Consider the following 14124-nt stretch of genomic DNA (forward strand, 5'->3'; position numbering starts at 1 on the left):
TCTCTCCTTGTCAGCAGGCCGCGGTGGCGAACTGCAGCGGCGTCAGCGGCGCCGCATTGATCGACTGGTTGCGCCGCCCGGCGTGGGGGGTTCCGTACAGCGTGGTGCGCTGGCGAACGGGCCGACCGACCCGCTCGCCGAACGCCTCGATCGCGCGCGGCGACCATTCCTGGCCATGGCTGGCACCCGCGGCGCGCGAGATGCTTTCGTTCATAAGCGTGCCACCCAGATCGTTGACACCGGCGCAAAGACAGCGCTCCATTCCCGCCTCGCCCAGCTTCACCCAAGATGACTGGATGTTGGGGATCAGCGGCCCCAGCACGAGCCGGGCAACAGCGTGCATCAATTCCACCTCGCGGAAAGTCGGTCCGCGGCGCGCCAAGCCTTTAAGGAACATGGGCGCCTCGGCATGGACGAAGGGCAAGGGCACAAACTCGGTAAACCCGCCAGTCTCGTCCTGCAGGTCGCGGATCGCCAGCAGGTGCCGCGCGGCATCGCCATGGCCTTCGACATGGCCGAACATGATCGTCGCTGTGGTGCGCAGCCCGATCTCATGTGCGGTGCGCACGATGCGCAGCCAGCCCGCAGTGTCTAGCTTGTCCGGGCAGATCTGTGCACGAACCTTGTCGTCGAGGATTTCGGCCGCGGTGCCGGGCAGCGACCCGAGCCCCGCGTCGCGCAGCATCTCCAGATAGCGCCGCTCGCCCATCTCCAGCGTGGCCGCACCGTGCTGCACTTCGAGTGGTGAAAAAGCGTGCACGTGGATCGAGGGTTGCACTTCCTTGGCGGTCGCCAACACAGCCAGATAATCCCGGCCGGTAAAACGCGGGTGGATGCCGCCCTGCATGCACACTTCGGTTGCGCCGCGACCCCATGCTTCCGCAACGCGGCGCCCAATTTCCGCAAGCGGCAGATCATAAGGCTTGCCGCGCAGATGCTCGTGCTTCTTGCCCTTGGAAAAGGCACAGAACCCGCATTTGTACGCACAGATGTTGGTGTAGTTGATGTTGCGGTTTACCACATAGGTGATCGTGTCACCCGCCTGGCGAGCGCGTGCGGCATCGGCCGCCGCCATCACGGCCGCCGCCGCCCCGCCACGCGCATCGAGCAGCTCGGCGATGTCGCCGCTGTCGATTCGCTCGCCCCGATCCGCCCGCGCTAGGATCGCGTCGATACGCGGCCCCGCCGCCAGCAGGGTTGGCGCCGCAGGTGGCACGACGATCTCTGTTCCGCCGGGAAACCAGCGATCCTGGCGCAGTAGCCCGGCGCCATCACTAGCGCGCAACACGACTGGGGCGACCGCCGGATCGAGCCAGCGCGAACGCTGCGCCAGATAGTCGGGGTAGACAGGCAGGCGCGGCACCAGCTCCAGTCCGGCGGCGGCCGTGATCGCGGCAAGGCGATCAGCGGCGGGCCATGCCGCTTCGGGATTTACGTGGTCGGGCGTGACCGGCGACACGCCGCCCCAATCGTCGATTCCCGCTGCCAGCAGTTCGCCAAAGCGATCGAAGCTGAGATTGGGCGGGACCTGCAGGTGAACGGTGCCGGGCAGGATCAGCCGCGCCACCGCCGCCGTCCAGAGCAGTTCGTCAAATCCTGCGGCGGGCACATCCGCCAGCTTCGTGCCCGGCTTGGGCAGGAAGTTCTGCACAATGACTTCCTGGATGTGGTCATGCCGGACATGCAGGTCACGGATAGCCAGCAGCGCATCCACGCGCTCGCTGCGTGTCTCCCCGATGCCGATCAGGATCCCGGTGGTGAACGGAATGGCGAGCGTGCCCGCCTGCTCCAGCAGCGCCAGCCGCCGCTGCGGCGCCTTGCCGGGCGAGCCGTGATGCACGCCGCCCTTCTGCGTCAACCGCTCCGACGTCGATTCGAGCATCAGCCCTTGCGAGCCCGAGGCACGACGGAATGCGGCAAGCTCGTCCACCGTCATAATGCCGGCATTAACATGCGCCACCAGCCCGAACTCGCGCTGCACCATGTCGGCCATGGCGGCGCAATAGGCGTTGGTGGTGGCATGACCGAGGTCGGCAAGCTCGGCGCGCGCCACCGAATAGCGGGCCTCTGGCTGCTCGCCCAGCGTAAACAGCGCTTCGCCGCAGCCCGCAGCCGCGCCGGCAGCGGCTATGCCGCGGATCTCGTCCGGCGTCAGATAGGCGCGGTGGCCGGGCCGGGGAACCTGCGCGAAACTGCAATAATGGCATACGTCGCGGCACAACCGGGTCAGCGGGATGAAAACTTTTGGCGAGTAGGTTATCCGCGTTCCGTGGAAGGCGCGCGCCCGGTCCCAGGCCAGCGCGGACAAGGCGGTGATCGACAGCGGCTCGACGCGCGCCATCCAGCTGCCGGTTTCCTCGTGGCCGGCGGCGCCTTCGCAGGGTTCGCCCTGCCCGGCCGATGTTGCTGCCCTTCCGCCCATCAGATCGCCTCGTTCCACGCGGCCGCCCTGTCGACAACGTCCGTCCGTGCGATAGCATTGGAGATCTGCGACGGCACGCCCACTGTTGCAACAGGCGCCACGCCGTGCAGATCGGCTACCGACCAGCAGGTCGGGTATGCTGCTGAATTCGGCGGCTCCGCATCGCGCTGGGTGCCCATCTTACTCTCCTGCAGGCTTTCTCGCCCTTGTCTCTGTATCCTCTATATAGAACGGATTTCGCAATAGAAAAAGATTCTTGAAGCCGGATCGATGATGTGGTTTGCTGGCGACAACGACAAATCAGGCCAACGAGCCGTTGAGAGGACGCCGGCAGCTGTGCTGACCTATCCGCATTTCGAACCGCATTTCCCGCGTGACCAGTGGTCGTTACCCGCGGTTCTGGAGCACCAAGCAGTGCATCGCGCCGACCGGCCCTGTCTGTCGTGGACGGACGTCGGCCGTGCGCACTCCTTCGGGGAAGTGAATAAGATCGCCAACCGCGTTGGGCGCGGCTTTCAGAGCCTGGGCGTGGCCAAGGGTGACTTCGTGATCCTGTTCCTGCCCAATTGTCTGGAATACGTCTTCGCATGGTATGGCTTGGCCAAGATCGGTGCCGTCGAAGTGACGATCGGCAACGATTACAAGGGGGAGTTCCTGCGGCATCAGGCCGGCCTCAGCAAAGGCCGCCTCGCCGTCACCACGCCCCAACTTGCCGCACGCATGGCCGAGATCGAGGACCAGCTGGAAGGCATCGAGCATTGCATTCTGGTGGGCGACGGTACCCCGCCGGCCTTTTCGCGGATCACCACAAGCCGCTTCGAAGACCTGCCGCAGGGCGACGGGAGCAATCCGGGCATTGAGGTCGGCCCGCGCGACACAGCGGCCGTGCTGTTCACCTCGGGCACTACAGGCCTGTCCAAAGGCGTGCTCATGGCGCACTCGCAATTCTACTTCTTTGCCGAAGAGGATGTGCAGCTTGTCCGTTTAACCGAGGACGACGTCTACTCGACCGCGTTTCCGTTGTTCCACGGCAATGCGCAGTTCCTCACGGTTTATCCGTCGCTGATCGCCGGCGCGCATTGCGTGCTGTATCCGCGGTTCAGCGCCTCCGATTTCTTCGGGCGCATCCGCCGGTCCAACTCCACCGTTTGCAATCTGCTGGGCGCAACCATGGCGTTCATCCTCGCGCAGCCGCCCTCGTCCGAGGACCGTGATCATCGGCTGACGCGGATCTATGCCGCGCCGCTGGCGCCTGATCTGGCGGAGAAGTTCGTCGCGCGGTTCGGGCCGATCACCTTCGTCGACGGCTTCGGCCAGACGGAAATCTCCAACGTGTTCCAGACGCCATGGGGTGCGCCCCGGCCGGCGGGGGCGTCGGGCGTGCTGGTGGACCAATTTTTCGAGATCCGGCTGGCCGATCCAGAAACCGACGAGGAAGTGCCGGAAGGCGCGATCGGCGAGTTGCTGGTGCGCCACAAGGAGCCGGGCATCATCTGCAACGGCTATCTCGGTATGCCCGAGAAGACGGTGGAGACCTGGCGTAACCTGTGGTTCCACACCGGCGACGCGATGCGCCGCGATGCGGAAGGCTGGTACTATTTCGTTGATCGCGTGAAGGACGCCCTGCGCCGCCGCGGCGAGAACATTTCTTCGTTCGAGGTCGAGGCGGTGGTTCGCTCCCACCCGGCGATCGCCGAATGCGCGGTCATCGGATCGCCGGCGGACGAGGCCGGCGGCGAGGACGAAGTGAAGGCGTTCGTGGTGCTCAACGACTGCGCGGTGCTCGATCATCACGATCTCGCCGCCTGGTGCGACGCGCGCATGCCGTCCTACATGGTGCCGCGCTATGTCGAGGTGATCGATGCATTGCCGCAGACCCCCTCTCAGAAGGTGCAAAAAAAGGCGCTGCGCGAGTCGGGGCACGGGCCCGGCAACTGGGATCGCATGCGCGCCCGCCAGACCGCAGGAGCCACGGGATGAGCACGCTGGCAGCAACGCAGATCGAAGCCGACAGCCTGACGCTTGCGCGCGACGGCGACATCGCGATCATCACCCTCGCGCGCTCGTCGGCGATGAACGCGGTCAACGATGCGCTGCGGATCGGGCTGGTGCGCGCGTGCGAGGAAGTGAGCGCTTCGCCCGGTATCAAGGCGGTGCTGGTGCGCGCCGAGGGCGAGCGCGCGTTCTGCGTGGGCGCCGACATCAAGGAGGATCGCCCCGCCCTTTCCCCCACCGAAGCGCGCAAGCCCCCGGCCGACCGCGATTACACCAACGCGCTGGCGGCCATGCGCAAGCCGGTAGTGTGCGCGATCCACGGCTTCTGCCTGGGGGCCGGGCTGGAGATCGCGCTAGCGTGTGACATCCGCATCGCGTCGGCCGATGCGACCTTCGGTCTGCCGGAAGTCAATCTGGGGCTGATTCCCGGCGCCGGTGGCACCCAGCGGCTGACCCGGCTCATCGGTTCCGGCCGGGCGCTTGACATGATGCTCAGCGGCGAACGGATCGATGCCGCCAGGGCGCTGGACTATGGCCTGGTGACGCGATTGGCGCCGTCGCGCGCCGACCTGCACGACGCAGCGATCGCGCTGACCAGGGCGCTGGCCGCCAAGGCGCCGGTTGCTATCGCCTATCTCAAAGAAGCGGTGTGCGCCGGCATGGACGGCTCACTGGGAGCGGGGCTCGCCCGCGAGCGCGACCTCTTCACCATGTTGCTGACAACCGAAGACAAGAAGGAAGCGGCGGAGGCGTTCAAGATGAAGCGGTCACCCGTCTTCCAGGGCCGATAAGGGACAACAATGACCAACACGACGAACACGGTGCTGGTGATCGGTGCCGGCATCATGGGTACGGGCATCGCGCATGGCTTTGCGGTGGCAGGCGCGAACGTGCTGCTGAACGACGCCTCGCCTGAGGCGACGGCCAAGGCGGCAGCGGCGATCGGCACCATCCTCGACGGCGCCGTTGCAATCGGCAAACTGTCGGCGGAAGACGCCGCTGCCGCGCGCGCGCGGATCACGGTGGAGCCCGATCTGGCGGCGGCCGCCTCTTGCAGCGGGCTGGTGGTGGAGACCGCATCGGAACGGCTGGACGTGAAGATCGCGATCTTCGACACAGTCAGTGTCAATGCCCCCGCTGGCGCCGTTCTGACCAGCAACACGTCTGCGCTGTCGATCACCGAACTCGCCGCCACCACGCCCGATCCGACGCGCTTTGCGGGCATGCATTTCTTCAATCCGGTGCACAAGATGAAGCTGGTGGAGATCGTGCGCGGGCTGCAGACCTCGCCCGAGACGGTGGCGCTGCTGACCGACTGGGCGACGCGCATGGGCAAGCAGTCGATCGCGATTGCGGAGGCACCGGGCTTCACCACCAGCCGCATGAGCGCGATGCTCGGCAATGAGGCGATGTACATGCTGCAGGAAGGCGTGGGTACCGCTGAGGATATCGACACGGCGCTGCGCATGGGGCTAGGCCATCCGATGGGCCCGTTGGAGCTGGGCGACATGACCGGCTGGGACACGCGACTGTCCGTGCTCAAATACCTCCATTCCACGCTGGGCGAGAAGTTTCGACCCTGTCCGCTGATCGAGAAGATGGTCAAATCCGGCCGCTATGGGCGCAAGGTCGGCCACGGGGTCTACAAGTATGACGCGGGCCAGAAGGTCGCCGGCTCCGGGTTGAGCGCACGATGAGCGGCAACGACGTCGTGATCGTCGGCGCGGTCCGCACGCCAATCGGCCGTTTCCGCGGTGCATTGGCGCCGGTGCGCGGCGACCATCTGGGGGCAGTGGTTCTCAACGCGCTGGCGGCGCGCTCCGGCATCCCGCACGAGCAGGTGGACGACGTTATCTTCGGCTGCGTGACGCAGGTCGGCGAGCAATCCGCCAACGTCGCGCGGACCTCGCTGCTTTCCGCCGGCTGGCCGGTCGAGATTCCGGGCATGACGATCGATCGCAAGTGCGGCTCGTCCGAGGCGGCGGTGCATGTTGCTGCCGGGCTGATCGCGGCAAGATCGGCGGACATGATAGTGGCGGGCGGTATCGAGAGCATGAGCCGCGTGCCCATGGGATCGAACCGGTCGATCCATGGCGAGGCCTATGGCTGGATGGCGGAAGAGCGCGGCGAGATCCCGTCGCAGGGCGAAGCGTCGGAGCGGATCGCCGATGTCTGGCAATTGACGCGCGAGGACGTCGACGGCTTTGCGATCCGCAGCCACACGCGCGCGGCGCAGGCCGAGGACGCCGGCCGCTTTGCCGACGAGATCGTGCCGGTGGACATCGCCGCGGTGGCGGAGCGTGGCGTCGAACTGAAGGCGCAGCGACTGGAGCGCGACGAGACGATCCGCCGCGACACCAGCCGCGAAAAGCTCGGCACGCTGAAGACGGTGTTCCGCGAAGGCGGCCGCATTACCGCGGGCAACGCATCGCAGATTTCCGACGGGGCAGCGGCGCTGCTGATCGCGCGGCGCGAGCGTGCAGAGGCCCTGGGGCTGCGCGCACGTGCGCGGGTGGTCGCCTTCACCTCGATCGGTGCCGATCCCGCCCTGGTTCTGACCGGACCAATCCCGGCGACGCGCAAGGTACTGGCGATGGCCGGGCTCACGCTGGACGATATCGACCTGTACGAGATCAACGAGGCCTTCGCCTCCGTGCCGCTGGCCTGGCTCAAGGAACTGGGCGGCGACCCTGAGAAGCTGAACGTCAACGGCGGCGCGATCGCGCTCGGCCATCCGCTGGGCGCCAGCGGCGCGCGGCTGATGACGAGCCTGCTACACGAACTGGAACGTCGCGGTGCGCGCTACGGGTTGCAGGCGATGTGCTGCAACGGGGGGATCGCCACCGCCACGATCATTGAACGGCTTTGAGGCAGGATCGCCGACAGGGCACGAGGGAGAAGGGCGTGAAAACCGTACGGCTTGGCCGATCCGATCTTGAAAGCTCCGCCCTGGGGCTCGGCTGCATGGGCATGTCCGAATTCTATGGCGACGCGGATGAGGCGGAAAGCCAGGCGGTGCTGGACCGCGCGGCCGAACTGGGCATTACCCATCTCGACACCTCCGACCTGTACGGGCGTGGGGCCAACGAGGAACTGGTCGGCCGCTTCCTTGCGCGGCATGGCCGCGACGACATGCTGATCGCCACCAAGTTCGGCATCCTGCGCGATCCGGATGGACCCGTTGGCAGCACCTACGACCGGGTGCTCGATAACTCCCCGGCGCATGCCCGCGCGGCCTGCGAGGCATCGCTCAAGCGGCTCAAGGTCGAGGCGATCGACCTCTACTATGTCCATCGCCACGATCCGGCGATGGCGATCGAAGAGGTGGTGGGCGGCCTTGCCGATCTCGTCCGCGAGGGCAAGATCCGTGCCATCGGCCTGTCCGAAGTATCGGTAAAGACGCTGCGCCGGGCCAATGCCGAGTATCCGATTGCAGCGCTGCAGTCCGAATATTCGCTGTTCGCGCGCGAGGTCGAGGAGGACGTGCTGCCCACCTGCCGCGAACTGGGCATCACCTTTCTTGCCTACAGCCCGCTGGGGCGCGGCATTCTGGGCGGGCAAATCCGTTCGGTCGACGATCTGGCGCCGGACGATCTGCGCCGCAACGCGCCGATCTTTTCGGCGGCGCACCTGCCCGGCAACCTTGCGCTAGTGGATCGGGTGCGCACGATCGCCAATCGGCATGGCGCGACGCCTGGCCAGGTCGCGCTGGCCTGGCTGCTGGCGCAGGATGTGGTGCCGATCGCCGGCACCAAGCGCGTGCGCTATCTGGAGGAGAATGCCGGTGCCGCAACGCTGACGCTGGATGCAGAGGATTGTCGCGCGCTCGATCAGGCGCTTGCTCCCGGGGCGGTCGGCGGAGCGGGCAAGTGGAGCACGGTTCCGCAGCCGGCCGAAGCACGGTGAGCACTCGTTTTGCCCTGCGGGATCGCACCGCGATCGTGGGCCTGGGCGCGACCCCGTATGTGAAGCGCGGCCACTCCGCCCCGCAGACGCTGGAGGAACTTGTCGGCAAGGCGATCATCGCCGCGGCAAACGATGCCGGCGTGGCGGTGCCGGATATCGACGGTTTCGCCTACTTCGCGGGCGGGTTCGACACCGGCTATCTGATGGAGACGCTGGGCATCCGTGATTGCGGCTTCACCGCCTCGCTGACGGGCAGCGGCGGCGGATCGGCCGGCGCCGTGGGGCTGGCCTCCGCCGCGATCCTGTCGGGCCATGCCGAAACGGTCGTCGTGGTCGGAGCCGTGCAGCAGGGGACGCTGCGCTACGGCGCTATCCCGACCAGCTATGCCGCGAGCCCGGAAAGCAGCTTCTACCAGTCCGCCGGGCTTGTCGGGCCGGGGCACATGTTCGCGCTGCTCGCCCGGCGCCACATGCATCTCCACGGCACCACCCGCGACCATTTCGCCGACGTGGCGATCACCGTGCGCGACAATGCGGTGGGCCATCCCACCGCGCTGATGCAGAAGCCGCTGACCCGCGACGAGTATTTCGCCGCGCCGATGATCAGCGACCCGCATTGCCTGTACGATTTCTGCCTGGAGACGGACGGCGCGGTGGCGGTGATCGTGACCTCGACAGAGCGGGCCCGCGACCTCAAGCAGCGGCCGGTGCTGGTTCACGCCAGCGCGCATGGCGGCGCGGGCGAGTGGGCCCGATCGATCTACTGGATGGACATGCCGGACGAGACTTTCGCGTCCTCCGGCCATGCGGCGATCGCCCGGCGCCTGTTCGCCGCCGCGGACGTCGACGTGGGCGGGATCGATACCGCCCAGATCTACGACCATTTTACCTCGCAGGTGCTGATGCAGCTGGAGGATTACGGCTTCTGCGGCAAAGGCGAGGGCGGGCTGTTCGTGGCCAGCGGCGCGGTCGCCCGGAACGGCCGCCTGCCGATCAACACCGATGGCGGGCAGCTTTCCGGCGGCTACATCTGGGGCATGAGCCATGTGCGCGAGGCCGTGGAGCAGCTGCGCGGCACGGCGCACCATCAGGTCGCCGGCGCCAGGACTGCGCTGGTTACCGGCGGTCCTTCCAACGTGCCCGTCAGCGGGCTGATCCTCAGGAGCGATCGGTGACTCGGATCGCCAAGCGCCCGCCCCTTGGCGCCTTCACGCTGGCCAGTGATCGCTGGACCGAGCCGTTCTGGGACGCGGCTGAAGAGCACCGGCTGACCTGCGCCCGATGCGGCGCGTGCGGCCATTTCCGCATGCCGCCTACCCCCTTCTGCCCGGTGTGCCGCTCCCAGTCGATCGAGTGGCCGACGCTGCCGGGCACCGGCACGCTCTACAGCTACACGATCGTGGAGCGCGCCACGCTGCCGGGCACCGAGCATACGATCCCCTATGTCCCAGCGGTCGTGACGCTCGACGGCGCGGACGGCCGGCGGATGGTGACCAACATCGTCGACAGCGCGATCGACGCGGTGCGCATCGGCGCCCCCGTCCACGTGGTGTTCGACACGCTGGAGGACGGAACCGTGATCCCGCGCTTTCGCCTGGGAGAGAGTGCCGCATGACCCCCTCGCCAATCTGGGCCACGCCGTTCCTGGACGACCATCATCGCGCCCTGGCCGCCCGCTTGGCCGAATGGTCGATCCCGCATGTCGAGGAGGAGCCGGCTGACTTCGGCCCGCCGGTACGCACGATGCTGCGCGCGCTGGCGGACGAGGCACTGCTCGACCTGATCATTCCCGCAGCGGGCAGCACACTGGCCGTGGACGTACGATCGGTCTGCCTGATCCGCGAGATTCTGGCGTATCGCAGCGGCGGGCTGGCTGACACCGCCTTTGTGATGCAGGGCATCGGCACCGCGCCGTTATGGCTGGCCGGCGGCGGCGCGCTGGCCGGCGAGTATCTCGATCGTGCGCGGCAAGGGCGCACGATCGCAGCCTTTGCGCTCACGGAGCCTGACGCGGGTTCCGATGTCGCGGCCGTTGCCACCACTGCCGTTCGCGACGGCGATGATTATGTGCTCAACGGCACCAAGACCTACATCACCAATGCCGGCATCGCCGACCATTACGTCATCGTCGCGCGTACCGGCGAGGCGGAGGGTGCGCGCGGGCTGTCGGCATTCCTGGTCGATGCGGACACGCCCGGGCTTTCCGCCGAGACACAGGATTTCGTCGCCGCGCATGCCGGCGGCATCTTGCGCATGAACGACATGCGCGTGTCCGCCAGCCGTATGGTCGGCGCCCCCGGCAGCGCCTTCAAGCTTGCGATGCAGACCTTCGACATCTTCCGGGTTTCGGTGGGTGCCGCCGCGCTAGGCTTTGCCCGCCGCGCGCTGGACGAGACGGTGGAGCGGGTCGGCAGCCGCGCGATGTTCGGCAAGCCCATGGCCGCGATCGAGGGCGTACAGAGCAAGATCGCCGACATGACGGTCGCGCTCGAAGGCGCCGGCCTGCAGGTCTATCGCGCCGCCTGGTCCAAGGACGCCGGGCTGGGGCGCTGCACGCGAGAGGTCTCCATGGCCAAGCTGGTCGCCACCGAAGCCGCGCAGGAAGTTGTCGACACGGCGGTCCAGCTGTTCGGCGGCGCGGGCGTGCTGCGCGGCTCGATCGTGGAGCGATTGTACCGGGAGATCAGGCCCATGCGCATCTACGAAGGCGCCTCCGAAGTGCAGAAGCTGGTGATCGCGCGCGACATCCTGAAGCCGCGCTCGTGAGCCGGGCAGGGATTGCACCCTACCCCGGCGGCGCCGGTGACGTGGCAGGCCCTCGTGCCGCGCAGCCCGGCCGGGGAAAGCTGGTCTATGCGCTGCTGGTGCTGACGGCCGTCTACTGCTTCGCCTTCGTGGATCGTCAGATCCTCAACCTGCTGGTCGGCCCGATCAAGCGGGAGTTCGCGGCCAGCGACAGTCAGATCGGCTATCTGCTGGGGCCCGCCTTCATCTTCAGCTACGCATCGCTGGGCTTGCCGGCAGGCTGGTGGGTAGATCGGACCAATCGCCGCAATCTGGTGTTCGGCGCGGGCATCGTCTGGGGGCTGGGCACGATGGCGGCCGCCTTTGTCACTAGCTACGAGGCGCTGTTCCTCAGTCGGCTGGTGGTCGGCGGATCGGAAGCATTCCTGTTTCCCGCTGGCATGTCGATGATCGCCGACATGTTCGACAAGCGTCGCCTGCCGGTGGCAACCAGCGTGTTCCTGGCATCGCCCTATATCGGCGGAGGCCTGGCGCTGATCTTCGGCGGGCTGGTGCTGCAATGGACCGAATCGCTGCCGCAGGTCGCCTTGCCGCTGATCGGCGGCATTCCTGGCTGGCAGTTCACCTTCATCATCATCGGGCTGGTCGGCCTGTTGCCGGTGCTGCTGCTGCCCACGATCCACGAGCCGGCGCGCGATCGCCACGATGCCGACGAGGCGGCGGCTGACACACGGCGCTACGGCTTTGTGCAGGGGCTGGCCTATATGGCGCAGCGCTGGCGCTATTATTTCGCCTTCTTCTTCGGTGCTGCCTGTTCCTCGCTGGTGCTCACCACGGTTTCGGCTTGGGCGCCGACCTTTCTCACCCGCTCGTTCGGCATGAACCCCGCCGCGATCGGGGTGAATTACGGGTCGCTGGTGCTGGTGTTCGGACTAGGCGGCGGGCTGCTCAGCCCGATCGTCAATGCGTTCATCGCGCGTCGCCACCCGCTCGACTCCACCATGCGCACCGTTCGGCTCGGTCCGGTGATGGTGATGCTGTCGGCGCTGTGCCTCTGGTTCAGCACGTCGCAGACCATGGCGCTCGTCTGCCTCGCTTGCCTGACCTTCGCGTACAGCTTTCCGCTGTCCATGGCGGGCACCTCGCTCCAGCTCGCCACGCCGCCGCGGCTGCGTGGCTCTGCGTCGGCGGCGTATTTCGTCATCGTCAGCCTGATCGGACACGGCGTGGGGCCCACGCTGGTGCCGCTGGTTACGCACAACATCTTCGGCGACGAGGCGCGCGTCGGCGAGGCGCTGGCACTGATCGCCTTTGTTTTCGGGGTGCTCGCCTTCTGCCTGCTCTCGTTCGCCTTGCGCGGTTTCCAGATCGAACGCGGCCTGCGCGAGCACCCTGCCGTCCCCAAGGAGTTCTGACATGGCGCGGACATCGCCCGAAACTTTCGATTACGTCATCGTCGGCGCAGGATCGGCCGGCGCGTTGCTGGCCGCGCGGCTTGCCGAACGCGACGGCGTCACGGTGTGCGTGCTTGAAGCGGGGCCAAAGGACAGCAATCCGTTCATCGGCATACCCGCCGGCTTCCTGAAGGTAATCTTCGATCCCAAGCTCACCTGGGGTTTCACCACGGAGCCTGGCGAGCATATCGATGGCCGCACCGTGCCGGCCTTGCAGGGCCATGTCGTGGGGGGCTCCGCGGCGATCAACGGCATGGTCTATACGCGCGGCCAGGCGGACGATTTCAACGGCTGGGCGCAGCTGGGCAATCGCGGCTGGGGCTATGCCGACGTGCTGCCCTATTTCATGAAGACCGAGCGGCGGACCGACGGCGGCGGGGACGAAGGGTATCGCGGACGCAGCGGCAAGTTGCCGATCGTCGATCTCCACTGGAAGAACCCGCTGCTGGATCGCTTCTTCGAAGCCGCCGGCGCGATCGGCATACCGCGCAATCGTGACTTCAACGGCAAGGCGCAGGAAGGCGCGGGCACGTACCAGTATAATATCGGCCGGGGCAAGCGCGTGAACACCGCGCGCGCCTTCCTGAAGGATGGCATCAAGACCGGCCGCATCGACCTGCGCACCGGCGCGCGCGCCACGCGCGTCCTGTTCGACGGCACCGTCGCCACCGGAATCGAATATGTCTTTGAACGGGGCGGCACGGCGAGCAGAGTGCATGCCCGGCGCGAGGTGATCCTGTGCAGCGGTGCGCTCAACACGCCGCGCCTGCTGCAGGTGTCGGGCATCGGCGCACCCGCCTTGCTAGGCGCGCTCAACGTGCCGGTGGTCAGCGCGCTGCCCGGCGTGGGCGAGAACCTGCGCGACCATTTCACGCCGCGCACGGTGGTACGGGTCAAAGGCGCACCGACGATCAACGATTATGCGCGCGGGCCAAAGCTGATCGGGCAAGGCGTGCGCTGGCTGACCGGCCGACCCAGCGTGGTCGGCATCGGCGTGGTGCTGGGCCATGCCTTCTGGAAATCCGATCCGGCGCTGGACCGCGCCGACATCCTGATCACCTTCACCCCCGGCAGCTTCAAGGAGGGATTCCTCGGCGTGCTGGACGATCAGCCCGGCATGACGCTGGGCGCCTGGCAGCTACGTCCCGAAAGCTCCGGCTATGTGCGCGCACGCTCCACCGATGTCTTCGAGACGCCGGCAGTGCAGCCCAATTACCTGGCGTCGCAGAACGATCGGCGCGTGCTGCTGGCGGGACAGAAGATGATCCGCGAGCTCCTCGCCCAGCCCGCGCTCGCCCGCCACGTCGCGCAGGAGGTGATCCCCGGGTCGGCCGTGCAGAGCGACGACGAGCTGATGGCCTATGCCCGCCGGCAGGGTCTCGGCGGCTACCATTATTGCGGCACCGCCAAGATGGGTCCAGCGAGCGATCCGATGGCTGTCGTCGACGATAAGCTGCGCGTCCGCGGTGTTCAGCGCCTGCGGGTGGTGGACGCCTCGATCATGCCGGACATCCCCTCGGGCAACACCAACGCGCCGACCATGATGATCGCCGAAAAGGCCGCGGACCTGATCCTGCAGGCGGGCTGAGCCCCACCGGCAGG

Annotated in this window: 12 protein-coding genes; 10 read left to right on the plus strand and 2 right to left on the minus strand. The window is 67.1% G+C overall.

Features of this window, described 5'->3' with window-relative positions:
- Nucleotides 1–10: 10 nt before the first annotated feature.
- Together cofH and ILT43_RS15615 are read right to left on the minus strand one after the other, a co-directional pair.
- A complete protein-coding gene (gene cofH / locus ILT43_RS15610; RefSeq protein ID WP_204199911.1) occupies nt 11–2422 on the minus strand; it encodes a 5-amino-6-(D-ribitylamino)uracil--L-tyrosine 4-hydroxyphenyl transferase CofH in 2412 nt (803 codons plus the stop codon).
- Nucleotides 2422–2601: a hypothetical protein gene (locus ILT43_RS15615; RefSeq protein ID WP_204199912.1), complete on the minus strand. Its 180-nt coding sequence runs from the start codon at nt 2599–2601 to the stop codon at nt 2422–2424. Before ILT43_RS15615 ends, cofH begins: the two co-directional genes overlap by 1 nt.
- Nucleotides 2602–2692: 91 nt before the next feature.
- On the opposite strand from ILT43_RS15615, the gene ILT43_RS15620 reads away from it, so the two are divergent.
- From ILT43_RS15620 to ILT43_RS15665, 10 genes are read left to right on the plus strand one after another with little or no spacing between them, the layout of a single operon-like run.
- Nucleotides 2693–4402, plus strand: a complete 1710-nt coding sequence (locus ILT43_RS15620; RefSeq protein WP_204199913.1) for an AMP-binding protein — start codon at nt 2693–2695, stop codon at nt 4400–4402.
- Nucleotides 4399–5208 carry an enoyl-CoA hydratase/isomerase family protein gene (locus ILT43_RS15625; protein ID WP_204199914.1) on the plus strand — a complete coding sequence of 270 codons (810 nt, stop codon included), beginning with the start codon at nt 4399–4401 and terminating at the stop codon, nt 5206–5208. Before ILT43_RS15620 ends, ILT43_RS15625 begins: the two co-directional genes overlap by 4 nt.
- Nucleotides 5209–5217: 9 nt before the next feature.
- Nucleotides 5218–6114, plus strand: coding sequence for a 3-hydroxyacyl-CoA dehydrogenase (locus ILT43_RS15630; RefSeq protein ID WP_204199915.1), 897 nt, complete (start codon nt 5218–5220; stop codon nt 6112–6114).
- The gene (locus ILT43_RS15635; RefSeq protein WP_204199916.1) at nt 6111–7286 is read left to right on the plus strand and encodes a thiolase family protein; all 1176 of its coding nucleotides are present in this window, start codon (nt 6111–6113) and stop codon (nt 7284–7286) included. Before ILT43_RS15630 ends, ILT43_RS15635 begins: the two co-directional genes overlap by 4 nt.
- Before the next feature lie 35 nt (nt 7287–7321).
- Nucleotides 7322–8323: an aldo/keto reductase gene (locus ILT43_RS15640; protein ID WP_204199917.1), complete on the plus strand. Its 1002-nt coding sequence runs from the start codon at nt 7322–7324 to the stop codon at nt 8321–8323.
- On the plus strand, nt 8320–9498 hold the full coding sequence (locus ILT43_RS15645; protein ID WP_204199918.1) for a thiolase C-terminal domain-containing protein: 1179 nt from the start codon (nt 8320–8322) through the stop codon (nt 9496–9498). The genes ILT43_RS15640 and ILT43_RS15645 overlap by 4 nt, the downstream gene beginning before the upstream one ends.
- The gene (locus ILT43_RS15650) at nt 9495–9938 is read left to right on the plus strand and encodes an OB-fold domain-containing protein (protein ID WP_204199919.1); all 444 of its coding nucleotides are present in this window, start codon (nt 9495–9497) and stop codon (nt 9936–9938) included. Before ILT43_RS15645 ends, ILT43_RS15650 begins: the two co-directional genes overlap by 4 nt.
- On the plus strand, nt 9935–11089 hold the full coding sequence (locus ILT43_RS15655) for an acyl-CoA dehydrogenase family protein (protein WP_204199920.1): 1155 nt from the start codon (nt 9935–9937) through the stop codon (nt 11087–11089). Before ILT43_RS15650 ends, ILT43_RS15655 begins: the two co-directional genes overlap by 4 nt.
- Before the next feature lie 41 nt (nt 11090–11130).
- Complete coding sequence (locus ILT43_RS15660; RefSeq protein ID WP_204199921.1) at nt 11131–12483, plus strand: MFS transporter; 1353 nt, start codon at nt 11131–11133, stop codon at nt 12481–12483.
- A gap of 1 nt (nt 12484) precedes the next feature.
- Complete coding sequence (locus ILT43_RS15665) at nt 12485–14110, plus strand: GMC family oxidoreductase (RefSeq protein WP_204199922.1); 1626 nt, start codon at nt 12485–12487, stop codon at nt 14108–14110.
- Nucleotides 14111–14124: the final 14 nt, after the last annotated feature.

The organism is Sphingomonas longa (genome assembly GCF_016892685.1).
In the GTDB taxonomy this organism is placed as follows: Bacteria; Pseudomonadota; Alphaproteobacteria; order Sphingomonadales; family Sphingomonadaceae; genus Sphingomonas; species Sphingomonas longa.